We start from the raw sequence: 25,600 nt of genomic DNA, 5'->3' as shown, positions 1-25,600 counted from the left end.
AATCATCGATCTTCCGCCGTTGCCGCCCAGCAACGCAGAACCTCCGCCACGCTCCAGGCCTGCGAGATGCAGCCGCGCGGGCTGAAGGGCGGCTCGGCGTCGAAGATCTCCGAGATGGTGCCGATCCCCGCCTGATCGAGATGTGGCAGGAAGCCCTGGAGCAGCTCCCGCGCTCCCGCCTTGTCCTCCGGATGCAGCTTCAGCCACGCATCGACATAGGGACCGATCAGCCACCCCCAGACCGTGCCCTGGTGATAGGCGGCGTCGCGGGCGCGAAGATCGCCGAAGTATTTCGGCTTGTAGTCGCGCTGCCCCGGCGCCAGCGAGCGCAGCCCGACCGGGGTCAGCAGCCGCTGCCGCACCGTCTCCACCACAGGCTCCCAGCGGGCGCGGTCGAGCACCGGGTTGTCGAGCGAGACGGCGAAGATCTGGTTGGGCCGGCAGGCGTCGTCGTCCCCCCGCTCCCCGTCCACCACGTCGTAGAGGTGCCCGGCGTGGGCGCACCAGAAGCGCGTGTTGAAGGAAACGCGGGCCTGCTCCGCCAGCGCCTCCAGCGGGCGGGCGGCCTGGGCGTCCCCTTCCTCGGTCAGCCAGCCGGCGGTCAGGCGCAGCGCGTTGTACCAGAGCGCGTTGATCTCCACCGCCTTGCCCCGGCGCGGCGTGACCACCCAGTCCTCGACCTTCGCGTCCATCCAGGTGAGCTGGTAGCCTTCCCGCCCCTGGCGCAGCAGCCCGTCACCGGGGTCGACGGCGATGCCGAAGCGGGTGCCGCGCCGGTGATGGTCGATCACCTCGACCAGCCGGGGCAGCAGCAATTGCAGCGTGTGCCGGTCCCCGGTCGCCTGGACGTAGCGGTTCAGCGCGTGGAAGAACCACAGGGTGGCGTCGGCGGTGTGGTACAGCCCCTCGTCCTTGCCATCGGGGAACATGTTGGGAATCAGCCCGTCGCGGATGTAGTGCGCGAAGGTGCGCAGGATCCAGCCGGCCTCCATGTGGCGCCCGGTGGTCAGGGTCAACCCCTCCAGGCTGATCATGGTGTCGCGGCCCCAGTCGGTGAACCAGTGGTAGCCGGCGATCACCGTGCGCACCTCGTCGCCCTCGGCGCGGGCGCGCATCTGGTCGGCGACGCGGCCCGCCGGCACGAACAGGAAGCTGTCCGCCGACAGCACAAGCTCCGCCATCGATCCTTCGCGCAGCGACGGATGGGCCGTCCCGACGATGCGCCGCCGCCGCTCCTTCTCGAAGCGCAGGACGTCGGCGGGCGGCAACGCCCACAGCCGCTGCCACGGCTCGGTCGCCGCGACGAAGCTCAGCGTCTGGCCCTGGCTGAGGGGACCGCTGAAATAGCCCGGCGTCCACAGCGAGCCGCGCGATTCATAGCCGCGCTCCGCCTCCACCGGATAGACGATGTCGCGCCGCGCCCCGCCGTCCAGGGTCAGGGGAAGCTCCGCCCCCTCGATGGTCATGCGCAGCACCGGCAGTTCCGGCCCGGCCCAAATCTCGTACTCGTGGCCGCGGGCGGTGACGCGGTAGTCGCGGGCCAGCGGTTCGTCCACCGCGGATTCCAGTTTGCGGAAGGCCATCACCGGGCGAAGCCGCAGAAAGATCGGCTGCGGCGCCTTGACCACCCGGTAGGTGACATGGACGATGTTCTGCAGGTGCGGCAGCACGATCTGCTTCTCGATCACCACGTCGCCGAATTCGTAGCGCCAGACCGGCAGCCCGGACTCCATGCGGAACTCGGCGAGGCCGGAGGGCGCGGCATCGGACGGATAGTTCGGGTCGGGCCACTGGTCCGCCTGCGGGTTGTGGCCGGTCAGCCGCCGCTCGGTCCCGTCGCGCTCGATCAGCACGTCGTTGAGCTGGCTCAGCATCACCACCCGGCCCAGCGGCGCCGGCAGGGCCGCCACCAGAAGCCCGTGATAGCGCCGCGTCACCGCCCCCGACAGGGAGGAGGAGGCGTAGCCGCCTAGCCCGTTGGCGACCAGCCATTCGCGGGACAGCGCGGCGTCCGGCGTGGATCGCAGGGCGTCGCGGGTGATCTTGCGGATGAAATCAGCCATGGGTCTCCTGAGCGCTCGTGCCGTTGCCTTCGCCCCGTTCCTCGTCCGGAACAACGTCCGTGGCGGCCAGGACGACCGCCGCGTGGCCGGGAAGCCGCCAGCCGCCATCCGAGGTTTCCAGCGGGGCGATGCCGCAGCCGCCGTAGCGGGGGTCCTCGCTGGACCACAGGGGCGTCCAGTCCCTGCCAACCGGCGGCGCCAGCAGCGGTTCCGGCAGGATGTCCAGCCGCAGGTCGCGGCCCAGATTGACCAGCAGCAGCCGGTCGTCCCCATCCTCTCCATAAAAGCGCAGGACGAACGCCTCTTGGCCCAGCACGGCACCGTCCAGCCCGCCGTCGCCCTGGGCGCGGAACACCGGGTCCTCGCGGCGCAGACGCAGAAGGTCGCGGTGCAACGCCCAGACCTCGGCGTGGGTCTCCCGCTCCGCGTGGTCGAGCTTGCAGCGCCGGAAGGTCTCCTCGTCCTGCGGGCGCGTCAGATGGGCGCGCATGGCGGGGGTGGCGAGGCTGGGAAACTGGGACAGGAACTCCGCCCGTCCCGTCTCCACCTTGACGGCCAGATCGGGCTCGTGGTCGGCGAAGTAGTAGAAGGGGGCGCTGGCCGCGAACTCCTGCCCCTGGAACAGCATCGGCGTGCCGGGACCCAGCAGCGTCAGCGCGGTCAGCGCCCGGAAGCGCCCCGGCGTGGTCAGGGCGTGGATCCGCTGGCCGCGGCCCGAATTGGCGATCTGGTCGTGGTTCTGCAGGAAGGTGACGAAGGCCGGGCGCGGCAGCCCATGGGTGGGCGTCCCCCGCCGCTTGCCCTGCCAGCGGTACCATTGCCCCTGGTAGAGGAAGCCGTGCTTGACGGCCGACAGCAGTTCCTGCGGCGTGCCGCGGTAGTCGGTGTAGTAGGCCTCGTTCCGCCCGGTCAGCGCGACCCGGGCCGTATGGTGGAAATCGTCGTTCCACAGGGCGTCCAGCCCGCAGCCGCCCCGCTCCACCGGTGTGGCCATGGCGGCCTGCTGGGATTCGTTCTCCCCGATCAGCAGAGTGCCGCGCCCGCGCGCCGCTTGGCGGACGGCCTGCCCGATCTCCTGGATGATGTGTGGGGTGGAGCGGTCGAAGATTTGCTGGGTAGCGTCCAGCCGCAGCCCGTCGAGATGGTACTCGTCGATCCAGAAGGCGGCGTTCGCCCGGAAAAACTCCCGCACCGGGCCGCAGCTCGGGCCGTCGAAGTTGAGCGCGTCCCCCCACTCGTTCTTGTAGCGGGTGGTGAAGTAGTCCGGGGCGAAGCTGGACAGGAAATTCCCGCTGGGGCCGAGGTGGTTGTAGACCACGTCGAGGATCACAGCGAGGCCCAGCGCGTGGGCGCGGTCCACGAAGCGCCGCATGTCATCCGGCCCGCCGTAGAGCCGGGTCGGGGCGAACAGGTTCACCCCGTCGTAGCCCCAGCCGAAGCGGCCTGGAAACTCGGCCACCGGCATCAGCTCGAGGACCGTCACCCCCAGTTCCGCCAGACTTGGCAGTTCGCGCGCCGCCGCCGCCCAGGTTCCCTCCGGCGTGAAGGTGCCGATATGCATCTCATAGACCACCTGCCCGCGCAGGCCGCATCCCGCCCAGCCGGCGTCGGTCCAGGCGAAGGCGGCCGCGTCAACCACCTGCGACGGCCCCTCCGGCCCGTCGGGTTGGAAGCGGGACGCCGGGTCGGGGAAGGCCGGGCCGTCGTCGAGCTGGAACCGGTAGAGGCTGCCCACCGGCACCCCTTCGACCATCGCGGAGAAATAGCCATCGCCCTCCGCGTCCAGCGCCACCGCGCGCTCCTCCGGCCCGACCAGCAGACGGACGTTGCGGCAGGCGGGCGCCCACACCCGCGCCAGCGCGCGATCGCCGGGCGCGGGTTCGACGCCTATGGGACAACGGCGGACGGCGAAAGCCGAACCGCCGGCGTGCGCTGCATCGGGAGGACTCGACACGGGACGTTCCACCGCACTGTTTCGACCACCGCCCCCAACAGGCGCCGACCGGCTTCGTCCCATGGGTGACGGGGTTGACGGCGAACATCTGCGGTATCATCGAAGGGAGCGCCACGAGATGTTGTGCGCGTTCGTCGTCACCCGCCCGTTGGGCGACTCCGCGGGAGCCGAGCCCGCTGTCGTTGCATGAGTCCTACACCCGCTCCCCGAAACTCTCCGCCGCGGCGTCGATCACCGCGGGGTGGGCGCGCAGCCGGTTGAGAGCGGTGTCCCGCTGGGAGTCGTCCAGTTCCAGCGTGACGATGACATCGACGGCGCCGCCGCGCTCCGCGTCGCGCTCCTCGCGTCCGGTCTGGAGGACGTGGCCGCAGCGGTCGCGCAGGTCCCCGACGATCTCGGCCTCGACGCCGCGCCCCTTCTCCGCCAAGTAGGCGTAGACGATCTTCATGGCCTTCCACCCTTCATTCCGGCCCGCCGTCACGGCGCGAAGACGACCCGCATGCAGTCGTCGGTCTTCTCCTTGAACATGCGGTAGCCCTGGGGGGCGTCGTCCAACGCCCATTTGTGGGTCAACAGGTAGGATGGGTCGAGGTCGCCCTTCTCGATGTGCTCGAACAGGCGTTTGACGTAGCGCTGGCCGTGCTGCTGTCCCATGCGGAAGGTCAGCGCCTTGTTCATCGCCGCTCCCATCGGGAACTTGTCGAGAAGGCCGCCATAAACGCCGACGATGGACAGCGTGCCGCCCTTGCGGCAGCACTGGATCATCTGGCGCAGGACGGCGGGCCGGTCGCTCTCCAGCCGCAGGGCTTGCTTGCCGCGGTCGTAGAGATCCTCAATGGCCGAGGCGCCGCTGTCCGCCTCCATTCCCACCGCGTCGATGCAGACGTCCGGCCCGCGCCCGCCGGTCATCGCCAGCAGGGCGTCGTAGATGTCGACACGGCTGTAATCCAGCGTCTCCGCCCCCGCCTTCATCTGGGCGGCGCGCAGCCGGTCGGGAAAACGGTCGATGCCGATCACCCGCTCCGCACCCATCAGGAAGGCGCTCTTCATCGCCATCTGGCCGACGCCGCCGCAGCCCCAGACGGCCACCACGTCGCCCGGCTTGATGTTGCCCATGTCGGCGGCCATGTAGCCGGTCGGCACGGCGTCGGAGACGAAGACCGCCTGCTCGTCCGTCACCCCTTCCGGCACGCGGAAGCAGTTGGTGTCGGCGAAGGGGACGCGGATGTATTCGGCGTGGCTTCCGGCATAGCCGCCGAAGGCGTGGCTGTAGCCGAAGATGCCGGCGGTGCAGTGGCCGTAGGCCGCCTCCTCGAAGGCCGGTTGCGGGTTGGAGTTGTCGCAGAGCGAGAACTCTTCGTGCTGGCAGTGCCAGCACTTGCCGCAGCCGATGATCGACACGGTGATCACCCGGTCGCCACGGTTCAGCCGCGTCACCTCCGGCCCCTTCTCGACCACCTCGCCCAGGAACTCATGGCCGATGATGTCGCCGGCCCGCATGGTGGGGACGTAGCCGCCGATCAGATGCAGGTCCGACCCGCAGACCGAGGACAGGCCGACCTTGATGATCGCGTCCTGCGGGGCAAGGATCGTGGGGTCCGGCACCCGCTCCACCCGCAGGTCGTTCACGCCGTTCCAGCAGAGCGCCCTCATCCCGTCACCTCCTGCGTTCGCGACCGCGACCCGCCCCGCTCGGCCCGCCCGCTCGGCTGGCCGTCGATGGTGGGAAGCTCGCCGACCTCCATGATCCGCTTCAGGCGGCGCAACGCCTCGCGCGCCTGCTGCTCCGGCGCGGTGCCGAACAGGCGGGACACCGCGTTGCCGCCGACACCGCCCGGCGGGTGGTAGGCCAGCGTCAGGCTCACCTCCGTCCCGCGCCCGCCCGGCGCCGGACGGAACAGGACGGTGCCGCGATGCGGCAGGTCGGCCCCCTCCAGCGTGTGCCAGGTGATGAGTTCGTTCTCCCGGACCTTGTCGAGCCGGCTGTTCCAGACCACCGGAACGCCGCCGGGGCCATGGGCCTTCCAGCGGCTTTCCGTGTCGGACAGGATCTCCACGGCGTCGAGGTGGGGGAACAGCGCCGCCAGATGGCGGACGTTGCGCCAGTGGCGGAACAGCTTCTCGGCCGGGACCGCGATGGTGACGTTCGCCTGGGTGGTCGTCGGCTCCCGGCGCATCGCCGGCAGCGCGGCCTGCCGCAGCGGACTGGACAGCGGAACCCCCGCCGCCCCGGCGAGGAACAGCCCACCGCCGAGCGCAGCCAGCGCCCAGCTTCCCCGCCGCGCCCCGGCGAAACCCAGCGCCGTGCCGCCAAGGATGGCGGCCCAACGTTCGAGCGTCCCGGCGGAGCCCTCCGGGCGCCGCCCGCCGTCCCGGCCCCTGGTCATTGCCCGTCCTTCTTCTTCAGCAGGTCCAGCTCGTACAGCCCCTTCATCAGGTCGCGGTGCAGGTCGATGCGCTCCGCAATGTCGGTGTAGTGGGTGGCGTCCGGGGCCCGCCCGGCCTCGTCCAGCGCGCGGTCCCACTGGTTTCCGGCGAAATCGCCGCGCCCGACGAACATGACCGCGCGCAGTTCCATCCGTTGTTCGGGGGTCAGGTCCTCCAGCATCCGGTTCAACTGGCTCAGCGCGCCGCTGGCGTCGGAGGACAGGATGCTGAGGGCGTCGAGATCGGTCGGGTTCCGCGAACCGCGCTCGCTGGTCTGTTCCCCGAGGTCGATGTTGCGCATTCCCGCGAGGAAACGCTGACGGTCGGCCACGGCCTCGTACGCGAGGTCGGCGGCCTGCTTCACGGTATCGACCGAAATCTGTTTGAGCATGTGTCGCACTTCTTTTCAGTTGCACGGCTTTGCCCGACGCCAACAGCCGGGCCGGGGGTTCGTCGCGGAAGCGGTGGCGGTCAGCCGTCCCGCTTGCGCTGCTCGTCGGAGGCGCCGCGGGACCCGCCGGAGCCCGAGCCGCGCTCGCGCCCCTGCCCGCTGGACTGGTTCTGGCCGGGCTTGTTGCCGGCGGCCTTGTCCGGGTCCTCATGGCCGGACTTGGCGGCCTTTCCGGCGCCGCCGGACTGGTGCTTTTCCTGCTCGGTGTCGCGGTTGCTGCGGGACATGGGGTTTCTCCCGGTCTGGTTTGTCGGATTGGCGGCGCCCGGCGCTGCAGGGCGTTGCGCGTGGCCCTGATCGCGGGTTTCGTGTCGCGGACCGCCTCCCGGCACAACCGGAGACGGTGCGACGAGGTTCCGAAGCAACACGCCGGAGCAACAGAGATGCCCCGTGGCTTGTTAACCCCCGCAAGACCTTGGCAAGCCGGAGAACACCCATGCCGCTCCTGTCGGCGCAGATCGGCGAAACCGTGGACGAGGGGTTCGCCCCCGTGCGCCTGGATACCGACCGTGGTGCCGTGGACGCCCGCCTCTACGTCGCCCCCGATGGGCATAAGGCGGCGGGCACGCTGGGCGTCATCTGGCTGGGCGGCGTCGGCGGCGGCTTCGACTCGCCGGCCCACGGGCTTTATCCGCGGCTGGCGGAGGATCTCACGCCGGACGGCATCGCCTCGCTGCGCGTCCGCTACCGCAAGCCGCGCGCGCTGGACGAGGCGGTCTACGACGCGCTGTGCGGACTGACCTTCCTCGGCCGGATGGGCATCCACCATGTTGCCCTGGTCGGCCATTCCTTCGGCGGGGCGGTGGCGATCCAGGCCGCGGCGTCCAACCGCGGCGCGGTCTGCACGGTGGTGACGCTGGCAACCCAGGGGCTGGGCACCGACGCGGTGGCGGACCTCAGCTGCCCGGTGCTGCTGGTCCATGGCGAGGCCGACGAGGTGCTGACGCCGATGTGCTCCATCCATGTCCACCGCATGGCGCGCGAGCCGAAGAAGCTGGTCCTGATGCCCGGCGCCGGCCACTGTCTGGACGAGACCGCCGAGGCCGTCTGCCGCGAGGTGCGCGACTGGCTCAAGGCTCAACTGCTGGCGCGGTAGGGCATATCCTCTCCCCCCACGGCAGGCTCCGGGATTAGGCTGCGGCCACCTCCCCGAAAAGCCCGGAGCCTGCCGATGCTCGGCACCCTGACCCTTCTTCTCTCCTGCCAGCTGGCAGGGGAACTGACCGCCCGCCTGCTGCATCTGCCCGTGCCGGGGCCGGTGCTGGGCATGGTCCTGCTGTTCGTCGGCCTGCTGGTCCGCGGCGGCGTGCCGGAGCCGCTGCAAGAGACGGCGGGCGGCATCCTGCGCCACTTGTCGCTTCTCTTCGTTCCGGCGGGCGTCGGGGTGATGGCGCACCTGAACCGCCTGGAGGCGGAGGCCCTGCCCATCGCCGCCGCCCTGCTGGGCAGCACGCTGATCGGAGTCGCGCTGACCGCCTGGGTGATGAGCGTGCTGAGCCGCCGCGGCCCCGACGCCGAGACCGGCAATGGGGAAACCGGCAGTGGGGAAAACGCGTCATGAGCCCCGATTTCCACGAGATCTGGGTCTATCTGTCGGCCAGCCCGCTTGCCGGCCTGACCCTGACGCTGGCCGCCTATCAGGCGGGAATGTGGGTGTTCGAGCGGTTCGGGCGGCGGCCCGCCCTGAACCCAGTGATGATCGCGGTGCTGCTGATCGCCGCGACGCTGATGGTGGCGGGGATCGACTACCGCACCTATTTCGACGGCGCGCAGTTCGTGCATTTCCTGCTCGGCCCCGCCACGGTGGCTCTAGCGGTCCCGCTCTACCGCCAGTTCCAGCAGGTCCGGCGCTCCGCCGTGGCGCTGCTGGTCGCCCTGCTGACCGGGTCCGCCGCGTCGGCGCTGAGCGCCGTCGCCATCGCCTGGGCGCTGGGCGCGTCGGAGCGGACCATGCTGTCGCTGGCGCCGAAGTCGGTGACCTCCCCCATCGCCATGGGCGTGTCGGAGCAGATCGGCGGCCTACCCTCCCTCACCGCGGTCTTCGTGATCCTGACCGGGATCATCGCCGCGTCCTTCGGCACCTGGGTGCTGAACCTCGTCCGGGTGAAGGACTGGAGGGCGCGCGGCTTCGGCATGGGGGTGGCCGCCCACGGAATCGGCACCGCCCGCGCGCTCCAGGTGAACGAGGTGGCGGGGGCCTTCGCCGGGCTGGGGATGGGGCTGAACGGGCTGGTGACGGCCATCCTGCTGCCGGTCCTCTACCGCCTGTTCTTCACGTAAAGCCCCATTCTGCGAAAGAAGATTTCATGGAATCGTGGCTTGACAGAGCAAGCCTGCCTGCGCACAGTGTGGCCCATGATCCGCATCGACCACACGAACGCCCTTCTGCGACTTATCACCCCGGCGCTTTGAGCGTCCGGGTCGTCTGCGTTCGTCTGCCCTGTTCCCTGGTCGAAGTGTCTGTTTTCCCATGAGCACCTATTGCACGCGCCCATTCGGCACGCGCCCTTGCGGGGCGAAGCGTGTCTCCCGGCTGGGGCCGGGGCTGCGACTTAGGAACGGTCGCTGAGCCGCCCGGCAGCTCGGCGACCGTAGTCCCGCCGGTCCCCACACGACACGAGACAACGCCCCGCCGCGAAACCGGGGCTCCCAAGGGATCACGAAGCGTCATGAACCACATCGCCACCCCCGCCGCCGCCACGTCTGCGACCTCTGCTGCCAAGCACGAGAAGTACGTCCCCTTCGCCCCGGTGAAGCTGACCGACCGCCAGTGGCCGAACCGGACCATCGAGAAGGCGCCGGTCTGGTGCTCGGTGGACCTGCGCGACGGCAACCAGGCGCTGATCGAACCGATGGGTCCGGACCGCAAGCGCGCGATGTTCGACGCGCTGCTGAAGATGGGCTTCAAGGAGATTGAGATCGGCTTCCCCGCCGCTTCGCAGACCGACTTCGACTTCTGCCGCGAGATCATCGAGGGCGGCAAGATCCCCGACGGCGTGACCATCCAGGTGCTGACCCAGGCCCGTGAGGAGCTGATCCGCCGCACCTTCGAGGGCATCAAGGGCGCCAAGCGCGCCATTGTCCACCTGTACAACTCGACCTCCGAGTTGCAGCGCCGCGTCGTCTTCGGGCTGGACCGCCAGGGCATCGTCGACATCGCCGTCGCCGGCACCAAGCTGATCAAGCAGCTGGCCGCCGAGCATCCGGAGACCGAGATCGTCCTGCAATATTCGCCGGAGAGCTTCACCGGGACCGAGCTGGAGTTCGCCCTGGAAATCTGCGAGGCGGTGATGGAGACCTGGGGCGCCGACGCCGCCAACAAGGTCATCCTGAACCTGCCGGCGACGGTGGAGATGTCCACCCCGAACATCCACGCCGACCAGATCGAGTGGTTCTGCCGCAACATGAAGAACCGCGACGCGGCGATCATCTCCCTGCACCCGCACAACGACCGCGGCACCGGCGTCGCGGCGGCGGAGCTGGGCATGCTGGCCGGCGCCGACCGCGTGGAAGGCACGCTGTTCGGCAACGGCGAGCGCACAGGCAACGTGGACGTCATCACGCTGGCGCTGAACCTGCTGACCCAGGGCGTCGATCCGGAGCTGCGCATCGACGACATCAACGAGATCGTCCGCGTCGCCGAATACTGCACGCAGCTGCCCGTCCATCCGCGCCACCCCTACGCCGGCGAGTTGGTCTTCACCGCCTTCTCCGGCTCGCACCAGGACGCCATCAACAAGGGGCTGAAGGCTCTGGCCAAGTCCAACCACGGCACCTGGGAGGTCCCGTACCTGCCCATCGACCCGCAGGACCTGGGCCGCAGCTACGAGGCGGTGATCCGCATCAACAGCCAGTCGGGCAAGGGCGGCATCGCCTATGTGCTGGAGAAGGATTACGGCATCCAGATCCCGCGCCGCCTGCAGATCGAGTTCTCCAAGACGGTGCAGCGCATCGCCGACGAGACCGGCAAGGAACTGGCCCCCGCCGATATCCACAACGCCTTCAAGGCCGAGTATCTGGACATCGACGCCCCGCTGGCCCTGATCGAGCATTCGACCGAGCCGCGCGGCCCGAACTCCGGCGCCCGCGTGCTGAACGTTGTGGTGTCGCGCGACGGCGTGGTCAGCACGCTGAAGGGCTCGGGCAAGGGTCCGATCGACGCCTTCCTGGACGCGCTGCGCCAGGGGGCCGGCATCGACCTGCATGTGGTGGACTACCGCGAGCACGCCGTCGGCGAGGGCGAGGACGCCCAGGCCTGCGCCTATGTCGAGGTGAAGACCAACGACGAGCGCACGTTGTTCGGCGTCGGCATGGACGCGGACATCGTGACCGCCTCGCTGCGCGCCCTGGTCAGCGCCGCGAACCGCGCCACCCGGTAAGAAGTTTGGGGAAAAGGAAAAGGGGCGCCCGCTGGGGCGCCCCTTTTTTGTTGGGTGGGTGGAGAGTGGTCGAGACGGGCCCCCACCCTGACCCTCCCCCATCACCCCTCGATGCGCGAGAAGTCCGCGACCGCGTTCAGCGTCGCCCGGATCTGGCTGAGCAGCCGCAGGCGGTTGGCGCGCAGGTCGGCCTGCTCGGCGTTCACCGTCACCTTGTCGAAGAAGGCGTCCACCGGGCCGCGCAGGCGGGCCAGCGCCGCCATGGTGCCGGTGAAGTCCTCCTGCGCCAGCAGCGGCCGGGCCGTCTCGCCGGCACCGGACAGGGCGCCGTAGAGGTCCTTTTCCTCTGCGAGCGTCAGCAGGGCCGGATCGACCAGCTGGTCGTAGGCCTTGCCGTCCTTCTTCTCCTCGATGCGGACGATGTTGCTGGCGCGCTTGTAGGCGGCGAGCAGGTTCGCCCCCTCCTCCGACCCGACGAAGGTCTGGAGCGCCCTCACGCGGGCCAGCAGGCGGACGAGATCGTCCTCGCCGCCCAGCGCGAACACCGCGTCCACCAGATCATGCCGCACGCCCTGGTCACGCAGCGTGACCTTCAGACGGTCGGCGAAGAAAGCCATCAGGTCGGTGGCGACGCCATCGGCCGCGGCGAAACCGCCCACCGAATAGGCGCCGTGCGCGGCCTTGAAGAGCTGCGTCAGGTTCAGCCGCAGCCCGTTCTCCAGGATCAGCCGGATGATGCCCAGCGCCGCACGCCGCAGTGCGTAGGGGTCCTTCGAGCCCGTGGGCTTCTCGTCGATGGCGAAGAAGCCGACCAGCGTGTCGAGCTTGTCGGCCAGCGCCACGGCGACCGACACCGGCGCCGTCGGGCAGCTGTCGGACGGGCCGAGCGGCTTGTAATGCTCGGCGATGGCCTCGGCCACCGCAGGGTTCTCGCCCTCGCCCAGCGCGTAGTAACGGCCCATGATGCCCTGGACCTCGGGGAACTCGCCGACCACCTCGGTCACGAGATCCGCCTTGGACAGCAGGGCGGCGCGGGTCGCGGCGTCCGCGTCGGCGCCGATGGCGCGGGCGATCTCGGCCGCCAGAACCTGGACGCGGGTGACCTTCTCCGCCACCGTGCCGAGCTTGGCGTGGAAGGTGATGGCGCCCAGCTTGGACACACGGTCTTCCAGCTTCGTCTTGCGGTCCTGGTCCCAGAAGAATTTGGCGTCGGACAGGCGGGCGCGCAGCACGCGCTCGTTGCCGGCGACGATGGCCTTGCCGCCGTCCGCCGTCACCGTGTTGGCGACCACGACGAAGCGCGGGGCCATCTTGCCGGCCTTGTCCAGCAGGGCGAAATACTTCTGGTGCGTGCGCATGGAGGTGATGAGGACCTCCGACGGCACGTCCATGAACGTCTCGTCGATGGTGCCGACCAGCGCGACCGGCCATTCGACGAGGCCGGCGACCTCCTCCAGCAGCCCGTCGTCGGGCGAGAGGGTCAGCCCCTCCTGCGCGGCGAGAGCCTCGGCGTCGGCCTTGATCTTGGCCTTGCGCTCGGCGCGATCCAGCACGACGTGGGCGGCGCGCATCTTGGCCTTGTAGTCGGCAAAGTCGGTGACCGTGAAGGCGTCCGGCGACAGGAAGCGGTGGCCGCGGGTGCTGTTGCCGAACACCAGCTTGCCCTGCGCGCCGCCCAGGTCGAACGAGCCCTCCAGCACCGCGCCGCCGAACAGCGCGATGATCGAGTGCAGCGGGCGCACCCAGCGCACCGTGCCCGTGCCCCAGCGCATCGACTTCGGCCAGGGGAAGTCGCCCATGACCGCCGGGATGATCTCGGCCAGCACTTCGGCGGTGGCGCGGCCCTTCTTCTCCGCCACGGCGAAGTAGAAGACGCCCTTGCCGGTGTCGCGCTGCTCGCACTGGTCGAGGCTGGTCAGGCCGGCGGACTTCAGGAAGCCGGCGACCGCCTGCTCGGGCGAGCCGACGCGCGGCCCCTTCTTCTCCTCGCGGACGTCGGCGGCGCGCTCGGGCAGGCCGTCGATCACCAGCGCGAGGCGGCGGGGGGTGGAATGGGCCTCGGCCGACGCGAAGGTCAGGCCGTTGGCGGCCAGCTTCTCGGTGACGAGGCGCTTGAGGTCGTCCGCCGCGCGCGCCTGCATGCGGGCCGGAATTTCCTCGGAGAAGAACTCGATCAGAAGTTCGGGCATGTTGACCGACATGTTACTTGGCCCCCCCGGCGGTCCACGCCTCGCAGCAGGCTTTCGCCAGCGCGCGCACGCGGCCGATGTAGGCGGCGCGCTCCACGACGCTGATGACGCCGCGCGCGTCCAGCAGGTTGAAGAGGTGCGACGCCTTGATGCACTGGTCGTAGGCCGGCAGCGCGACGCCCTTGGCGATCAGCGACTGGCACTCCGCCTCGGCGTCCTTGAAATGCTGTAGCAGCATGTCGGTGTTGGCGTGCTCGAAGTTGTGGGCCGAATACTCGACCTCGGCGCGCTTGAACACGTCGCCGTACTTCACGCCCTGTCCATTGAAGTCCAGGTCGTAGACGTTCTCCACGCCCTGGACATACATGGCCAGACGCTCCAGCCCGTAGGTCAGCTCGACCGCGACGGGGTCGCACTCGATGCCGCCGACCTGCTGGAAGTAGGTGTACTGGGTGACCTCCATGCCGTCGCACCAGACCTCCCAGCCGAGGCCCCAGGCGCCCAGCGTTGGGCTTTCCCAGTCGTCCTCGACGAATCGGATGTCGTGCAGGGACGGGTCGATGCCCAGCACCTTCAGGCTTTCCAGATACAGCTCCTGCGGGTTGGCCGGCGAGGGCTTCAGGATCACCTGATACTGGTAGTAGTGCTGGAGCCGGTTCGGGTTCTCGCCGTAGCGGCCATCCTTCGGGCGGCGCGAGGGCTGCACATAGGCCGCCTTCCACGGCTGCGGGCCGAGGGCGCGCAGCGTCGTCGCCGGGTGGAAGGTGCCCGCACCCACCTCCATGTCGTAGGGCTGGAGGATCACGCAGCCCTGCTCCGACCAGAACTGGTGGAGCTTGAGGATCAGGGCCTGAAAGGACAGGCCGCGGCTGTCTTGGGAAGACCCGCTCGGGGAGGCCATCGGCGGTCACTTATGATTGGTGTGGAAAAACGCGCCGCACGATACGCGGCGGTATCCCCGGAATCAAGCGCCCGCCTGGGTTTAAGGTTCAGCGCCCGTAGGGGCAGACCGGCCGGCCGCAGGCCACGGCGGAGCGCGGGGCGACGTAGGCGCCGCATTCCGGGCACTTCTCCATGTCCTCAGCGCCCAGTTGGGACGAGCCGGCGGTGGCGGTGGGCTTTCCGGAGCCGCGACGCTCCCGCTCGCGCAGGCGCTCCCGCCCGACCGCGCCGACGCGGTTGTACCAGCGCCAGCCGAACCACACGGCGCCGATCACCAGGATCAGGAACAGGATTTTGGACAAGCTGAACATGGATGCAGGATTAGGGGGTGCGAGGCCACCCGGTCAAGAGGGGCCTTCACCCCGAGCGCACCCCGAACGGCTGATCCGTCGAAAATGGATCGAACATCGAAAGATGCGCCCGTCCAGCGCAAAGAATCCTTGTCGTCCGCAGCGGAAGCGGCACCTAATGGATGAAAACCGTGCGCAGAGGAGACGCAACGTCATGAACGCCAGCGCCTATCCGGTCATCGTCCGCCCCCTGCCCCCGGAACAGGGTGTCGGCTATGTGGCCGAGGTGCCCGACCTGCCGGGCTGCACCGCGGGCGGCGCCACCCCCGCCGACGCCAGCACGGCGGCGCTCGACGCCATTACCGCCTGGATCGAGAACGCCCGCCGCACCGGCGCGCCGGTCCCGCCCCCGTCCGAGCGTTTGCGCGAAGTCACCCAGTGAGAGTCCGGGATATTATTTGCAACGGGACATAAGCCTTCGCACCGAGCCCCCACCCTAACCCTCCCCCGCTGCGCAGGGGAGGGGATTGAGGGTCGTGCGGCGGAGTTCCCTCCCCTGCGCAGCGGGGGAGGGCTAGGGTGGGGGCCTCACGGCGACCACAAACGGAAAACTCAGAGGCCGTAGCGCGACCAGAGCGCGCGCTCCTCGACGGCGGACAGAACTGCCGCGGGGAGGTCCGCCGCAAGACGGTCCAGCACCGCTGTGCCCACCGGCGCGTCAACGCGGAAGCCCATGCGGCGGAACCAGCGCCGGTCCTCCTGCACCACGCGCAGCCGGACCTTTTCGCCGAAGCGGCCGCGCAGCACGGTGCGCAGGTCGCCGATACCGTCGATCAGCCCCAGTTCCAGCGCGCGCCGCCCCGCCCAGAAGGCGCCGGAGAACAGCTCCTCCTCCGCTCCGGACAGGCGGGCGCCACGGCGGTCGCGCACCATGGCCTTGAAGGCGTCGTGGATCTCCACCTGGATCGCCTTGAGATGGGCCACCCCGTCCTCCCGCTCCGGCGAGAAGGGGTCGAGAATCACCTTCTTGTCGCCCGCGGTGTAGAGCCGCCGCTCGATGCCGTAGCGCTGGATGAACTCGTGTGCGCCGAAGCCCGACGACACCACGCCGATGGAGCCCAGGATGCTGCTCTCGTCCGCCCAGATCTCGTCCGCCGCGCAGGCCAGCCAATAGCCGCCGGACGCCGCCGCGTCCTCGCAGAAGGCGAAGACCGGCACCTTCTTCTCGGTGGCGAGGTCGCGGATGCGCTTGGCGATCAGAGCCGACTGCACCGGCGATCCGCCCGGCGAGTTGACGACCAGCGCCACCGCCGCCTGACCCTTTGGCGCGAAGGCGCGTTCGATCAGCCCGGCCATGTTGGCCATGGTGAGACCCTGGCGGAAGGCTCCGGCCTGACCGATGACACCGGACAGGCGGAGGACGGACACGATCGGCCCGGCGTCGCGCCAGGGGCCGAACGGGAGTTTGGCGAGCAGCTTCGTCATGTTCATCGCCGGTTGAAATGGTGGCGCTGACGCCGGATTGAAAGCGTTGGCTTAAGCGATCAGCGGTTCCATGTCGCGCAGAATCCGCTGCGCCTGCCCGCCGTAGGCGCCGTCGGAGCCGTGCAGCACCAGCCCGGCGCTGAATCGCGCCGGCGAGCGCCCACCCTTCCGCGCCGCCAGCAGGATGCGCCGCGCCTCCTCCCCCGCCTTCGGCCAGAGCGGGACGAGCGTCAGGGCCCCGAATCGGGCGCCGTGCAGCGCGGCCAGGATCTCGTCCACCCGGTCGGCGCGGTGGACCATGGTCAGCGTGCCACGCGGCTTCAGCATCACGGCGGCGAAACGCACCCAGTCGGCCAAGCCCGCCTCCCCCTCCACGTTGGCGGCGGCCTTCCAAGGGTCGGGCGGGACGCTGGCCGCCCCGGCGCGCAGATAGGGTGGGTTCATCATCACCCGGTCGAAGCTCCCCGCGACCAGCTGCGGCGGCGGGGCCAGCAGGTCGCCCTCAAGGACGCCCACCCGGCCATCCAGCCCGTTGAGGGCGGCGTTGCGCCGGGCGAAGTCCGCCGCCTCCGCCCGCTTCTCCAGCCCGACGACCATGACACCCGGCACACGGGCGGCGAGGCACAGCGCCGCCGCCCCGGTGCCGGTGCCGACGTCCAACACCCGCTCCCCCGCCCCGGCGGCGGTGAAGGCGGCGAGCAGCACTGGGTCGATGGCGGCGCGGTAGCCGGCCTGCGGCTGGTGCAGGCGGACGCGCCCGTCGAGAAGCGTGTCGAACGCCGCGTCGCTTTCCATCGTCACGCCCCCAGCTCCTCCCCGGCGTCGCGCAGCAGGCGACAGGCGGCCGCATGATCCTCCTCGGCCACCATCAGGCGGCGGGGGATGGCGCCGATGGAGCCCTCCAGGATGCTGGTGTGGGTGTCCAGCACGATCCCCTCGATTCCCGCGTCGGTCAGCAGGGCGAGAAGCCAGCTCAGACGGACCGGATCGGTGGTGCGCAGAAGTTCCTTCATGAAATCCCGGCTGTTCTGTGCCCTTATTCGCCTTGCGGACTTGACCGAAGAGGCTATGCCGTTATGCTCCCTGCCGGAATTCGTCACGTCAATCATCATTGGAGTCGACCTTGGCGGTCGTGACCAACCTCGAGCCGAAAAGGCGGAAGTCCACCCCGCTCGACGATCTGACCGCCCTGGTGGCCGATGACCTGAGCGCGGTGAACGAGATCATCGTCCAGCGGATGCATTCGTCCGTCGATATGATCCCGCAGCTTGCCGGCTACCTCATCGCCGCCGGCGGCAAGCGCCTGCGCCCCGTCCTCACCCTCGCCGCCGCCGAGCTGTGCGGCTACAAGGGCGAGGACCACAAGATGCTGGCCGCGGTGGTGGAGTTCATCCACACCGCCACCCTGCTGCACGACGACGTCGTGGACGAGAGCGACCTGCGCCGCGGGCTCGCCTCGGCCAACGCGGTGTTCGGCAACAAGGCCAGCGTGCTGGTCGGCGACTTCCTGTTCTCCCGCAGCTTCGAGCTGATGGTGGAGGTTGGGTCGCTCGACGTGCTGCGCATCCTCTCCAAGGCGTCCGCGGTGATCGCCGAGGGCGAGGTGCTGCAGCTGCGCACCACCAACGACACCGAGACCAGCGAGCAGGCCTATCTGGAGGTCATCAAGGCCAAGACGGCGGAGCTGTTCGCCGCCGCCTGCCGCGTCGGCGCCGTGGTGGCCGCCCGCCCGCAGGCGGAGGAGCTGGCGCTCTACGACTACGGCATGAACCTGGGCATCGCCTTCCAGCTCGTCGACGACGTGCTCGACTATTCGGCTTTCCAGGCGAAGCTGGGCAAGACGGTCGGCGACGACTTCCGCGAGGGCAAGATCACCCTGCCGGTCGTGCTGGCCTTCCGCCGCGGCAACGACGAGGAGCGGGCCTTCTGGCGCCGCACCATGGAGGAGCTGGACCAGCAGGAGGGCGACCTGGAACGCGCCCAGGAGCTGATGGCCAGGCACAACGCGCTGAAGGACACCGTGGAGCGCGCGCGCCATTATGGCTCCATCGCGCGCGACGCGCTGGGCCTGTTCCCGGACACGCCGGTGAAGACCGCCCTGCTGGAGGTGCTGGACTTCGTGATCGAGCGCGATTTCTAAGCTCTGGGAACTTTTTCGCCGCCGGGGGTGATTTTCACGTTGCAGCCCCCGGATCGAGCGGCTATATACGCGGCCCACGGTGACGCTGGCGACGGCGCCACCGACGGACCGGAGAGTAGCTCAGCCTGGTAGAGCACTGCTTTCGGGAGGCAGGGGCCGGAGGTTCGAATCCTCTCTCTCCGACCAGCACGAAAAGGGCCGATGCGGCAACGCATCGGCCCTTTCGCTTTTCCGGCCCGGCCAACCAGCCGTTGCAGCGGCCTCCGCACCGGCTTTCGCGGTCCCGGCAAAAAAACATTCCGCAAATGCCGCTTATTCCCATTGCAGCCCGCGGGCAATGGGTCTATACACCCGCTCCACGGCGACGCTGGCAACGGCGGCACCGACTGGACCGGAGAGTAGCTCAGCCTGGTAGAGCACTGCTTTCGGGAGGCAGGGGCCGGAGGTTCGAATCCTCTCTCTCCGACCAACACGAAAAGGGCCGATGCGGCAACGCATCGGCCCTTTCGCTTTTCCGCTCCGCCGCTGCGGCACAGGCCGCGCTCCCGCCTGTTCTCCCTGGTAAGCGACACAAGACGGGGAGCGGACCCATGGAACAGGCGATCGGACAGGAACCCCAGGCGGCGGGCGGCCCGGTGGGGACTGAGATCGACCCCAAGGCCGTCGTGGTGTCCCGCGCGGTGCGCGACCTGCTTCAGCCCCACGGCTTCCGTCCCCGCGACATCGGCAGCGGCGTGGGCGGCGGCATGGCCTGGAACCGGCGCGGCGGCGATGACACCCACGAGATGATCACCTGCAACGGACGGTTGTCCGGCGACCCCGACCGGGCGGAATGGACCGCCGGGCGCTACGGCAACCGCGGCGGCTTCGTGGAGGTCACCGGCCTGACGCTGCGCGGCGCGCTGGACGCCGTGGCGGTCCTGCCCCGGCCGGTGCGGGTGGACGGTTCGATGGCCGAGGGCATCTACCCGTCGCTGGAGGACGCCCTCGACGACATCGCGTGACGGGTACTTCAGCGCCTCGTCGATCTCCACCTGATAGCCCTTGGCGAGGCGGTTGGTCTCGTTCGCCATGCCGACGACGGCCATCAGCTCGCCGAACTGGGCGTCGGTCATGCCGGCGCGGCGCGCCGCCGCCTCGTGCGAGCGGATGCAATAGTCGCAGCCGTTGGTCACGCTGACCGCGACGAAGATCATCTCCTTGACCAGCGGGTCCAGCGCGCCGGGGGCCATCACCTCCCTCAGGCTCTCCCAGGTGCGCTTCAGCGTGGGCGGGTGATGGGCGGCCATCTTCCAGAAATTGTTGACGTCCGGCACGTTGCGGGCCGCCTTGATGTCGTCGTAGACGGCGCGCACCTCGGGTGCGGCGTCGGCGTGCTCGATGGGCTTCAGGGGCATGATGGTGCTCTCCGCGGCAGGTTGAACGGTCATGAGGACGTCCGGTGCTGCGGCATTGTCTCCGGTTCCGCCCTGCGGAGCCATGGGAAGGGCCATATCCCCATGGCGTCCCCCACTGAAAGTCATAGGGCCGCCGGAAAGTTCAGGTTGCCCCGGCTGCCACGGACCGGCATAGCTTCTGGGCCACGGTGGCCCGCGCATGGCGCCCCGCCCCATCGCCACCCGTGATCGCGTTCCCCGCCTCCAACACCGCAGCCCATGCCTCTTCGTTACCTCTCCGCCCTGGCAACCGAATCAGCGAGAATGGTGCGCCTTCTGCGCATCCTGCTGGTGGCCTCCGTCCTGGTCCCCGCCCTGCTGTTCACCGCCATCGCCTGGCGCGACTTTCAAGAGGAGGAAGCGCAGGCGGAGCGCAACATCCGCAAGACCGTGCTGATTCTGCACGAGCACATGCAGAAGGTCTTCGACACGGTCGAGCAGGTCCTGGACCGGCTGGACGAGCGGACCACCGGCATGAGTTGGGACGAAATCGGCCGGTCCGATGACCTGCACGGCTATCTGAGGACGCTGGTCGAGGAGCTTCCACAGATCGGCGTCGTCGGGCTGGTCGATCCCAACGGCACGCTGCGCAACGACAACCGCCTGTTTCCCGCCCCGTTGATCAACGTCGGCGACCGGGAGTATTTCCGCACCCAGGCGGCCGGCGACGCCGGCATCCTCGTCAGCGAGGCGATCACCGGGCGCGGGTCGGGCAAACGGCAGTTCAACGTCACGCGCCGCCGCGCCGCCGCGGGCGGCCCGGATGGGCCGTTCAACGGCGTGCTGCTGACCGCGGTGCTGACCGATTATCTGGCCGATTTCTATCAACTCGTCGTCGCCGGTCCGAAGGAGGCGATTTCCCTCGTCCGTGGCGACGGCTCGGTTCTGGTCCGTTTCCCCTCGATGGGCGACCGGCAGGCCCGTCATGCCTCGGACAGCTTCCTGCTCGGCGCCATGGCGGCCGGGAAGACCGAAGGCGTGTTCCGCACGCGGGGCCGCATGGACGGCATGCCGAGGCTCAACGGCTTCATGCAGGTCGCGCCCTACCCGATCTACGTCACCTATGGCATCCCGATCGCCGAGATCCGGGCCGGATGGGCGCACAACGTTCTGACATACGCCGCCTTCACCGTGCCGGCGATGCTGGCTCTGGTCGGCATCACCCTGTTGGCGCTGCGCCGCGCGCAGAGCGAGATGCGGGCCGTCCGCCGCTGGACCGACGAGGCCCGCGCCCGCGAGTCCCTGGAGAACGCGCTGCGCCAGTCGCAGAAGCTGGAGGCGTTGGGCCAGTTGACCGGGGGTGTCGCCCACGACTTCAACAACCTGCTGACCGCCGCCCTGGCCAATCTGCATCTGATGGAACGGCATCTGCCGGCGGAGGGCGCGCGCTATCTGGACGGCACCCGCACCGCGCTGGAGCGCGCCCGGACGCTGACCGGGCAGTTGCTGGCCTTCTCGCGCCAGGAGGCGGTGGACCCCAAGGTGGTCGATCTGGGGGATGCCCTCCGCGCCATGGCCGATCTTCTGGAACGCTCCATCCGCGCCGACATCGCGCTGGACTGGGCGCTTCCCAGCGCCCCGCTGCGAGTGGAGGTGGACCCGGTCCAACTGGAGTTGGCGGTGCTGAACCTCGTGGTGAACGCCCGCGACGCGATGCCGGAGGGCGGGCGCATCCGCATCGCCGTCCGGCAGGAGGAAACGCCCGACGGCCCGCTGGCCGTTCTGGAGATCACCGACACCGGCGGCGGCATGCCCCCGGAGGTCGCCGCCCGCGCCTTCGAGCCCTTCTTCACCACCAAGCCGCACGGCAAGGGGACGGGTCTGGGCCTGTCGATGGTCTACGGCTTCGCCCGGCAGTCGGGCGGCAACGCGACCATTTCCAGCGCGCCGCGCCGCGGCACGGTCGTCCGCGTGACCCTGCCGGTGTCCGGCCGGGCGCCGGAGCCGGAAGCCGTGCCGGACGCGGTGGAGGCGGCTCCGAGCGGCCCGGTCCGCCTGCTCGTGGTCGAGGACAACGCGCTGGTCCTGATGGCCACCGTGGAGGGGCTGACCCAGGAGGGCTTCGAGGTGATGACCGCCGACCACGGCGCCGCCGCCCTGGAGATCCTGGAGCAGGACACCGCTTTCGACGTGATCGTGACCGACGTGGTGATGCCCTACGGCGTGTCGGGAATCGATCTGGCGCGGCGGGTCCAGGAGCGCTGGCCCGGCATCCGGGTCCTGCTGATTTCCGGCTACAGCCCGGAATCGCTGACCGGCCTGAAGGCCGACGCCGCCGTCCTGCCCAAGCCCTTCACCCCGGACCAACTCGCCGCGCGCGTCCGCGCCCTTCTGCGCACCGCGAAGACCGCCTGACCGGGGCCGTGCGACCGGAAGGACGGGTCAGAGCAGGACGCTGATGAACATCGGCGCCCACAGCACCGCCGACCAGATCAACCCCAGGAAGATGCCGTGGGTGAGGTCGGTGAAGGTCGGTTCCGACAGGCAGTGCATGCGCCAGAACGCTTCGCGGTCGTTCATTCCCTGACGCTGCCCGTGACGCTGCGGGGTGTGGTTCTGAGCGTCCTTCATGACCGTTTCCTTGCTGGGGACCAAATGGAAGGAACCGGTGAAGGGCGCCACGGTTCCGCACCGCAACGGGAACAATGATGGGGCAGGATGGGGCATGCCGAAAAGAGAAAGGCCCCCTGCCCTTTCGGACGGGAGGCCCTCCGGTCGGATGGGATGAGCCGCTTACTTGGTGCGGATCATCGGGGTGAGCTGGTCGCCCCAGTTGCCCGTCGCGTTGTGATAGCGGGCGGTGCGCATCAGCTCGACCGTCACGCCGGCTTCCACGGCCTTGACGACGGCGTCGTTCAGGCGGTGCAGGCTGTTGGCGAGGACGCGGATGGCGCTTTCCTGCTCGTCCGTGAGGTTCGAACGCTCGTCCGGCGGCGCATCCTGGAAACCCGGCTGATTCGTCATGCGGCTATCCTTCCCTTGTTCTCCGGCCCGGGTCTTGCGGCCCCGGCTCTGGCCCTGGTTCACCGGCGCCGTTGCGCCGGCATGGCCGGGTGCTGCGCTGCAAACCCGGCATTCAACGTCTTAACACATCACGCGCCGGGAGCAAGGGCGCGGCAAGACAACCTCGTTCGAAAGAGTCATGCCTCCCGCGGCAGAGTGCCGCTGCCCGGGGATGCCGGATGGGGGAAGGACCCCGCCGCGCTTCAATCGCACTGCGTTCGACGGACGGCGTTTGATCGGGGCGCGCTCCCGGCCTAGCTTTGCCGTCCAAGGGCAGACGCCGACAAAAACGATCCGCAGCCGATACAACGAAGAAAGACAGGACCATGGCCGACACCGCGACCGATTCCCGCTCCGTCGCCTTTCTGGGGCTTGGCACCATGGGCTTTCCCATGGCCGGCCATCTGGCCGTCCGGGGCGGCCACCGGGTGACCGTCTTCAACCGCACCGCCGCCAAGGCCGAGGCCTGGACCGCCCGTTTCGGCGGCACCAGCGCCCCGACACCCGCCGAGGCCGCACACGACGCCGAGGTGGTCTTCCTCTGCGTCGGTGGCGACGACGACGTGCGGGCGGTCGCCGGCGAGGCGATGGGCGCCATGAAGTCCGGCACCATCGTCGCCGACCATTCCACCGTGTCCGCCACCGTCTCGCGCGAGATGGCCGAGCTGGCCCGCGAGCGCGGCCTGTTCTTCCTCGACGCGCCGGTGTCCGGCGGGCAGGCCGGGGCGGAGAACGGGGTGCTGACGGTGATGGTGGGCGGCGACGCCGACGCCTTCGCCCGCGCCCAGCCGCTGATGGCCTGCTACGGCCGCTCCGTCACCCATATGGGTCCGGCGGGCGCCGGCCAGCTGACCAAGATGGTCAACCAGATTTGCATCGCCGGGCTGCTCCAGGGGCTGGCCGAGGGCATGGCCTTCGCGCAGAAGGCCGGGCTGGACGGGCACAAGGTCGTGGACGTGATCGGAAAGGGGGCGGCGCAGTCCTGGCAGATGGACAACCGCGCCAAGACCATGCTGGACGGCAAATTCGACTTCGGCTTCGCCGTGGACTGGATGCGCAAGGACCTGGGCATCGTGCTGGGCGAGGCCCGCAACAACGGCGCCAGCCTGCCCGTCACCGCCCTGGTCGACCAGTTCTACGCCGATGTCCAGGCGATGGGTGGCAACCGGCTGGACACCTCCAGCCTGATGACGCGCATGACGCGTTGAACAAAAAAGGAAAGGGGAGCGCCGCGGCGCTTCCCCTTCTCTCACCTCAGATGCGGACGACCTTGCCGGGGTTCATCCGGTTCTCCGGATCAAAGGCACGCTTCAGCTCGCCCATCACGGCGAAGGCGTCGCCGGCCTCCTTCTCCAGGAACTCCATCTTGCCGTAGCCGATGCCGTGCTCGCCGGTGCAAGTGCCGCCCATGGCGAGCGCCCGGTCGACCATGCGGTCGTTCAGGCGCTTGGCCTCGGCCAGTTCCTCCGGCTTGTCGGGGTCGATGACGTAGACGAGGTGGAAGTTGCCGTCGCCGACATGGCCGACCAGCGGGGCCAGCATCGAGGATTCGGCGATGTCCTTCTTGGTCTCCAGGATGCAGTCGGCCAGCCGCGAGATCGGCACGCAGACGTCGGTCGGCCAGCCCTTGGAGCCGGGGCGCAGCGCCAGCGCCGCGTAATAGCCGTCGTGGCGGGCCTGCCAGAGCTTGGAACGGTCCTCCGGACGGGTTGCCCAGGTGAATTCGCTACCGCCAAACTCCGCGGCGATGGCCGCGACCATCTCCGCCTGCTCCTTCACCCCGGCGGCGGTGCCGTGGAACTCGAAGAACAGGGTCGGGGCGACCTTGTAATCCAGCTTGGAATACTTGTTCACCGCGTCCATCTGGACCTCGTCCAGCAGCTCGATGCGGGCGACGGGGATGCCGGACTGGATGGTCTGGATCACCGTGTCCACGGCGCCGCGGATGTCGTTGAACGGGCACACCGCCGACGAGATCGCCTCCGGAATGCCATAGAGGCGCAGCGTCACCTCGGTGATGATGCCGAGCGTGCCCTCCGCCCCGACGAACAGGCGGGTCAGGTCATAGCCGGCGGCGGACTTGCGGGCGCGCCCGCCGGTCTTGATGATCCGGCCGTCGGCCAGCACCACGGTCAGCCCCAGCACGTTCTCGCGCATGGTGCCGTAGCGCACGGCGTTGGTGCCGCTGGCGCGGGTGGAGGCCATGCCGCCGAGCGAGGCGTCGGCGCCGGGGTCGATGGGGAAGAACAGGCCGGTGTCGCGCAGATGCTCGTTGAGCTGCTTGCGGGTCACGCCGGCCTGGACGGTGACGTCGAGGTCCTCCGGGCTGACGCGCAGGACCTCCTTCATGTTCGACACGTCGATGCAGACGCCGCCGGCCAGCGCCGCGACGCCGCCCTCCAGCGAGGTGCCGGTACCGAAGGGGATGATCGGCAGCTTGTGCTTGGCGCAGAGCTTGACGATGGCGCTGACCTCCTCGGTGGAGGTGGCGAAGGCGACGCCGTCGGGCGGGAAATTGGGGTGGTAGGACTCGTCCTTGCCGTGATGCTCGCGCACCGCTGCGGCGGTGGTGAAGCGGTCCCCAAGCAGGGCCTTGAACTCGGCCTTCATCTCGTCGGTGAAGGCGACGCGAGGCTGGGTGGCGGGTACGGCGGTCATGGACGAATCTCCCCGGGGGTCCTTTTGGCACGATGCCGTGCGGTGGTAGGACCGGAGAAGCTAAGCCCCGCCGCCCGCGCAGACAAGCGACTCGCGCGCATGGGTGGGGGGCTTGCGCTTTGATCCCCTCTCCCGCCCCGGGAGAGGGTGCCCGCGCAGCGGGCGGGTGAGGGTTGCGCAAGG

The 25,600-nt window shown here is 69.4% G+C and carries 25 protein-coding genes, 2 tRNA genes and 1 pseudogene; 11 read left to right on the top strand and 17 right to left on the bottom strand.

Going from position 1 to position 25,600, the window contains the following annotated elements:
• Positions 1–2: 2 nt before the first annotated feature.
• From ACWPXE_RS20905 to ACWPXE_RS20875, 7 genes are all read right to left on the bottom strand, one after another.
• Positions 3–2,063, bottom strand: a complete 2,061-nt coding sequence (locus ACWPXE_RS20905) for an amylo-alpha-1,6-glucosidase (RefSeq protein WP_454019305.1) — start codon at positions 2,061–2,063, stop codon at positions 3–5.
• The gene (gene treZ, locus ACWPXE_RS20900) at positions 2,056–4,017 is read right to left on the bottom strand and encodes a malto-oligosyltrehalose trehalohydrolase (protein ID WP_454019304.1); all 1,962 of its coding nucleotides are present in this window, start codon (positions 4,015–4,017) and stop codon (positions 2,056–2,058) included. The genes ACWPXE_RS20905 and treZ overlap by 8 nt, the downstream gene beginning before the upstream one ends.
• Positions 4,018–4,210: 193 nt before the next feature.
• Positions 4,211–4,465 carry a hypothetical protein gene (locus ACWPXE_RS20895; RefSeq protein ID WP_454019303.1) on the bottom strand — a complete coding sequence of 85 codons (255 nt, stop codon included), beginning with the start codon at positions 4,463–4,465 and terminating at the stop codon, positions 4,211–4,213.
• A 29-nt stretch (positions 4,466–4,494) separates the two neighbouring features.
• Positions 4,495–5,670 carry a zinc-dependent alcohol dehydrogenase gene (locus tag ACWPXE_RS20890; protein WP_454019302.1) on the bottom strand — a complete coding sequence of 392 codons (1,176 nt, stop codon included), beginning with the start codon at positions 5,668–5,670 and terminating at the stop codon, positions 4,495–4,497.
• Complete coding sequence (locus tag ACWPXE_RS20885; protein ID WP_454019301.1) at positions 5,667–6,404, bottom strand: SRPBCC family protein; 738 nt, start codon at positions 6,402–6,404, stop codon at positions 5,667–5,669. The genes ACWPXE_RS20890 and ACWPXE_RS20885 overlap by 4 nt, the downstream gene beginning before the upstream one ends.
• A complete protein-coding gene (locus ACWPXE_RS20880) occupies positions 6,401–6,835 on the bottom strand; it encodes a DUF3775 domain-containing protein (protein WP_038526583.1) in 435 nt (144 codons plus the stop codon). The genes ACWPXE_RS20885 and ACWPXE_RS20880 overlap by 4 nt, the downstream gene beginning before the upstream one ends.
• 80 nt (positions 6,836–6,915) lie before the next feature.
• Positions 6,916–7,122 carry a hypothetical protein gene (locus ACWPXE_RS20875; protein WP_038526580.1) on the bottom strand — a complete coding sequence of 69 codons (207 nt, stop codon included), beginning with the start codon at positions 7,120–7,122 and terminating at the stop codon, positions 6,916–6,918.
• A 209-nt stretch (positions 7,123–7,331) separates the two neighbouring features.
• Here ACWPXE_RS20875 and ACWPXE_RS20870 point away from each other — a divergent pair, with 209 nt between their 5' ends.
• The 4 genes from ACWPXE_RS20870 (at position 7,332) to leuA (ending at position 11,274) form a co-directional block, all read left to right on the top strand.
• Positions 7,332–7,991: an alpha/beta hydrolase gene (locus ACWPXE_RS20870; protein ID WP_454019300.1), complete on the top strand. Its 660-nt coding sequence runs from the start codon at positions 7,332–7,334 to the stop codon at positions 7,989–7,991.
• A 75-nt stretch (positions 7,992–8,066) separates the two neighbouring features.
• Positions 8,067–8,456: a CidA/LrgA family protein gene (locus tag ACWPXE_RS20865; RefSeq protein WP_454019299.1), complete on the top strand. Its 390-nt coding sequence runs from the start codon at positions 8,067–8,069 to the stop codon at positions 8,454–8,456.
• Complete coding sequence (locus tag ACWPXE_RS20860) at positions 8,453–9,175, top strand: LrgB family protein (RefSeq protein WP_454019298.1); 723 nt, start codon at positions 8,453–8,455, stop codon at positions 9,173–9,175. The genes ACWPXE_RS20865 and ACWPXE_RS20860 overlap by 4 nt, the downstream gene beginning before the upstream one ends.
• 389 nt (positions 9,176–9,564) lie before the next feature.
• A complete protein-coding gene (gene leuA, locus ACWPXE_RS20855; RefSeq protein ID WP_454019297.1) occupies positions 9,565–11,274 on the top strand; it encodes a 2-isopropylmalate synthase in 1,710 nt (569 codons plus the stop codon).
• 101 nt (positions 11,275–11,375) lie between these two features.
• On the opposite strand, the gene glyS is transcribed toward leuA, so the two are convergent.
• The 3 genes from glyS to ACWPXE_RS20840 all read right to left on the bottom strand — a co-directional run bounded on the left by glyS (position 11,376) and on the right by ACWPXE_RS20840 (position 14,716).
• A complete protein-coding gene (glyS, locus tag ACWPXE_RS20850) occupies positions 11,376–13,463 on the bottom strand; it encodes a glycine--tRNA ligase subunit beta (RefSeq protein WP_454019390.1) in 2,088 nt (695 codons plus the stop codon).
• Positions 13,464–13,476: 13 nt separating this feature from the next.
• Positions 13,477–14,364 (bottom strand): glycine--tRNA ligase subunit alpha, encoded by an 888-nt coding sequence (locus ACWPXE_RS20845; RefSeq protein ID WP_035675330.1) that lies wholly within the window; start codon positions 14,362–14,364, stop codon positions 13,477–13,479.
• An 88-nt stretch (positions 14,365–14,452) separates the two neighbouring features.
• Positions 14,453–14,716, bottom strand: a complete 264-nt coding sequence (locus tag ACWPXE_RS20840) for a hypothetical protein (RefSeq protein ID WP_454019296.1) — start codon at positions 14,714–14,716, stop codon at positions 14,453–14,455.
• Between the two features lie 193 nt (positions 14,717–14,909).
• Here ACWPXE_RS20840 and ACWPXE_RS20835 point away from each other — a divergent pair, with 193 nt between their 5' ends.
• The gene (locus ACWPXE_RS20835; protein WP_137139102.1) at positions 14,910–15,137 is read left to right on the top strand and encodes a type II toxin-antitoxin system HicB family antitoxin; all 228 of its coding nucleotides are present in this window, start codon (positions 14,910–14,912) and stop codon (positions 15,135–15,137) included.
• A gap of 170 nt (positions 15,138–15,307) precedes the next feature.
• On the opposite strand, the gene ACWPXE_RS20830 is transcribed toward ACWPXE_RS20835, so the two are convergent.
• From ACWPXE_RS20830 to ACWPXE_RS20820, 3 genes are read right to left on the bottom strand one after another with little or no spacing between them, the layout of a single operon-like run.
• The gene (locus ACWPXE_RS20830) at positions 15,308–16,180 is read right to left on the bottom strand and encodes a S49 family peptidase (protein ID WP_454019295.1); all 873 of its coding nucleotides are present in this window, start codon (positions 16,178–16,180) and stop codon (positions 15,308–15,310) included.
• A gap of 51 nt (positions 16,181–16,231) precedes the next feature.
• Positions 16,232–16,975: a tRNA1(Val) (adenine(37)-N6)-methyltransferase gene (locus ACWPXE_RS20825; RefSeq protein WP_454019389.1), complete on the bottom strand. Its 744-nt coding sequence runs from the start codon at positions 16,973–16,975 to the stop codon at positions 16,232–16,234.
• A 2-nt stretch (positions 16,976–16,977) separates the two neighbouring features.
• Positions 16,978–17,193, bottom strand: coding sequence for a putative signal transducing protein (locus ACWPXE_RS20820; protein WP_014241194.1), 216 nt, complete (start codon positions 17,191–17,193; stop codon positions 16,978–16,980).
• Between the two features lie 110 nt (positions 17,194–17,303).
• Between ACWPXE_RS20820 and ACWPXE_RS20815 the strand changes: the two genes are divergently transcribed.
• The 4 genes from ACWPXE_RS20815 (at position 17,304) to ACWPXE_RS20800 (ending at position 19,324) form a co-directional block, all read left to right on the top strand.
• Positions 17,304–18,320, top strand: coding sequence for a polyprenyl synthetase family protein (locus ACWPXE_RS20815; protein WP_454019294.1), 1,017 nt, complete (start codon positions 17,304–17,306; stop codon positions 18,318–18,320).
• 109 nt (positions 18,321–18,429) lie between these two features.
• A tRNA-Pro gene (locus ACWPXE_RS20810) sits at positions 18,430–18,506 on the top strand.
• A gap of 206 nt (positions 18,507–18,712) precedes the next feature.
• Positions 18,713–18,789: transfer RNA gene (locus tag ACWPXE_RS20805), tRNA-Pro, on the top strand.
• A 121-nt stretch (positions 18,790–18,910) separates the two neighbouring features.
• Positions 18,911–19,324, top strand: a complete 414-nt coding sequence (locus ACWPXE_RS20800; protein WP_454019293.1) for a hypothetical protein — start codon at positions 18,911–18,913, stop codon at positions 19,322–19,324.
• Between the two features lie 51 nt (positions 19,325–19,375).
• Here ACWPXE_RS20800 and ACWPXE_RS20795 read toward each other — a convergent pair.
• Positions 19,376–19,609, bottom strand: a pseudogene (locus ACWPXE_RS20795) (carboxymuconolactone decarboxylase family protein); the annotation flags it as partial.
• 411 nt (positions 19,610–20,020) lie between these two features.
• Between ACWPXE_RS20795 and ACWPXE_RS20790 the strand changes: the two are divergent.
• Complete coding sequence (locus ACWPXE_RS20790) at positions 20,021–22,111, top strand: ATP-binding protein (protein WP_454019292.1); 2,091 nt, start codon at positions 20,021–20,023, stop codon at positions 22,109–22,111.
• A 27-nt stretch (positions 22,112–22,138) separates the two neighbouring features.
• Here ACWPXE_RS20790 and ACWPXE_RS20785 read toward each other — a convergent pair whose 3' ends face one another.
• Positions 22,139–22,327 carry a hypothetical protein gene (locus tag ACWPXE_RS20785; protein WP_454019291.1) on the bottom strand — a complete coding sequence of 63 codons (189 nt, stop codon included), beginning with the start codon at positions 22,325–22,327 and terminating at the stop codon, positions 22,139–22,141.
• Positions 22,328–22,489: 162 nt separating this feature from the next.
• Positions 22,490–22,720: an SMc00767 family acetate metabolism repressor gene (locus ACWPXE_RS20780; RefSeq protein WP_094301980.1), complete on the bottom strand. Its 231-nt coding sequence runs from the start codon at positions 22,718–22,720 to the stop codon at positions 22,490–22,492.
• 365 nt (positions 22,721–23,085) lie between these two features.
• Between ACWPXE_RS20780 and ACWPXE_RS20775 the strand changes: the two genes are divergently transcribed.
• A complete protein-coding gene (locus ACWPXE_RS20775) occupies positions 23,086–23,967 on the top strand; it encodes an NAD(P)-dependent oxidoreductase (RefSeq protein WP_454019290.1) in 882 nt (293 codons plus the stop codon).
• Between the two features lie 46 nt (positions 23,968–24,013).
• Here ACWPXE_RS20775 and ACWPXE_RS20770 read toward each other — a convergent pair whose 3' ends face one another.
• Complete coding sequence (locus ACWPXE_RS20770; RefSeq protein ID WP_454019289.1) at positions 24,014–25,417, bottom strand: FAD-binding oxidoreductase; 1,404 nt, start codon at positions 25,415–25,417, stop codon at positions 24,014–24,016.
• Positions 25,418–25,600: the final 183 nt, after the last annotated feature.

This window comes from Azospirillum sp. Marseille-Q6669 (assembly GCF_965111635.1).
This window is presented reverse-complemented; position numbering and strand designations above follow the sequence as displayed.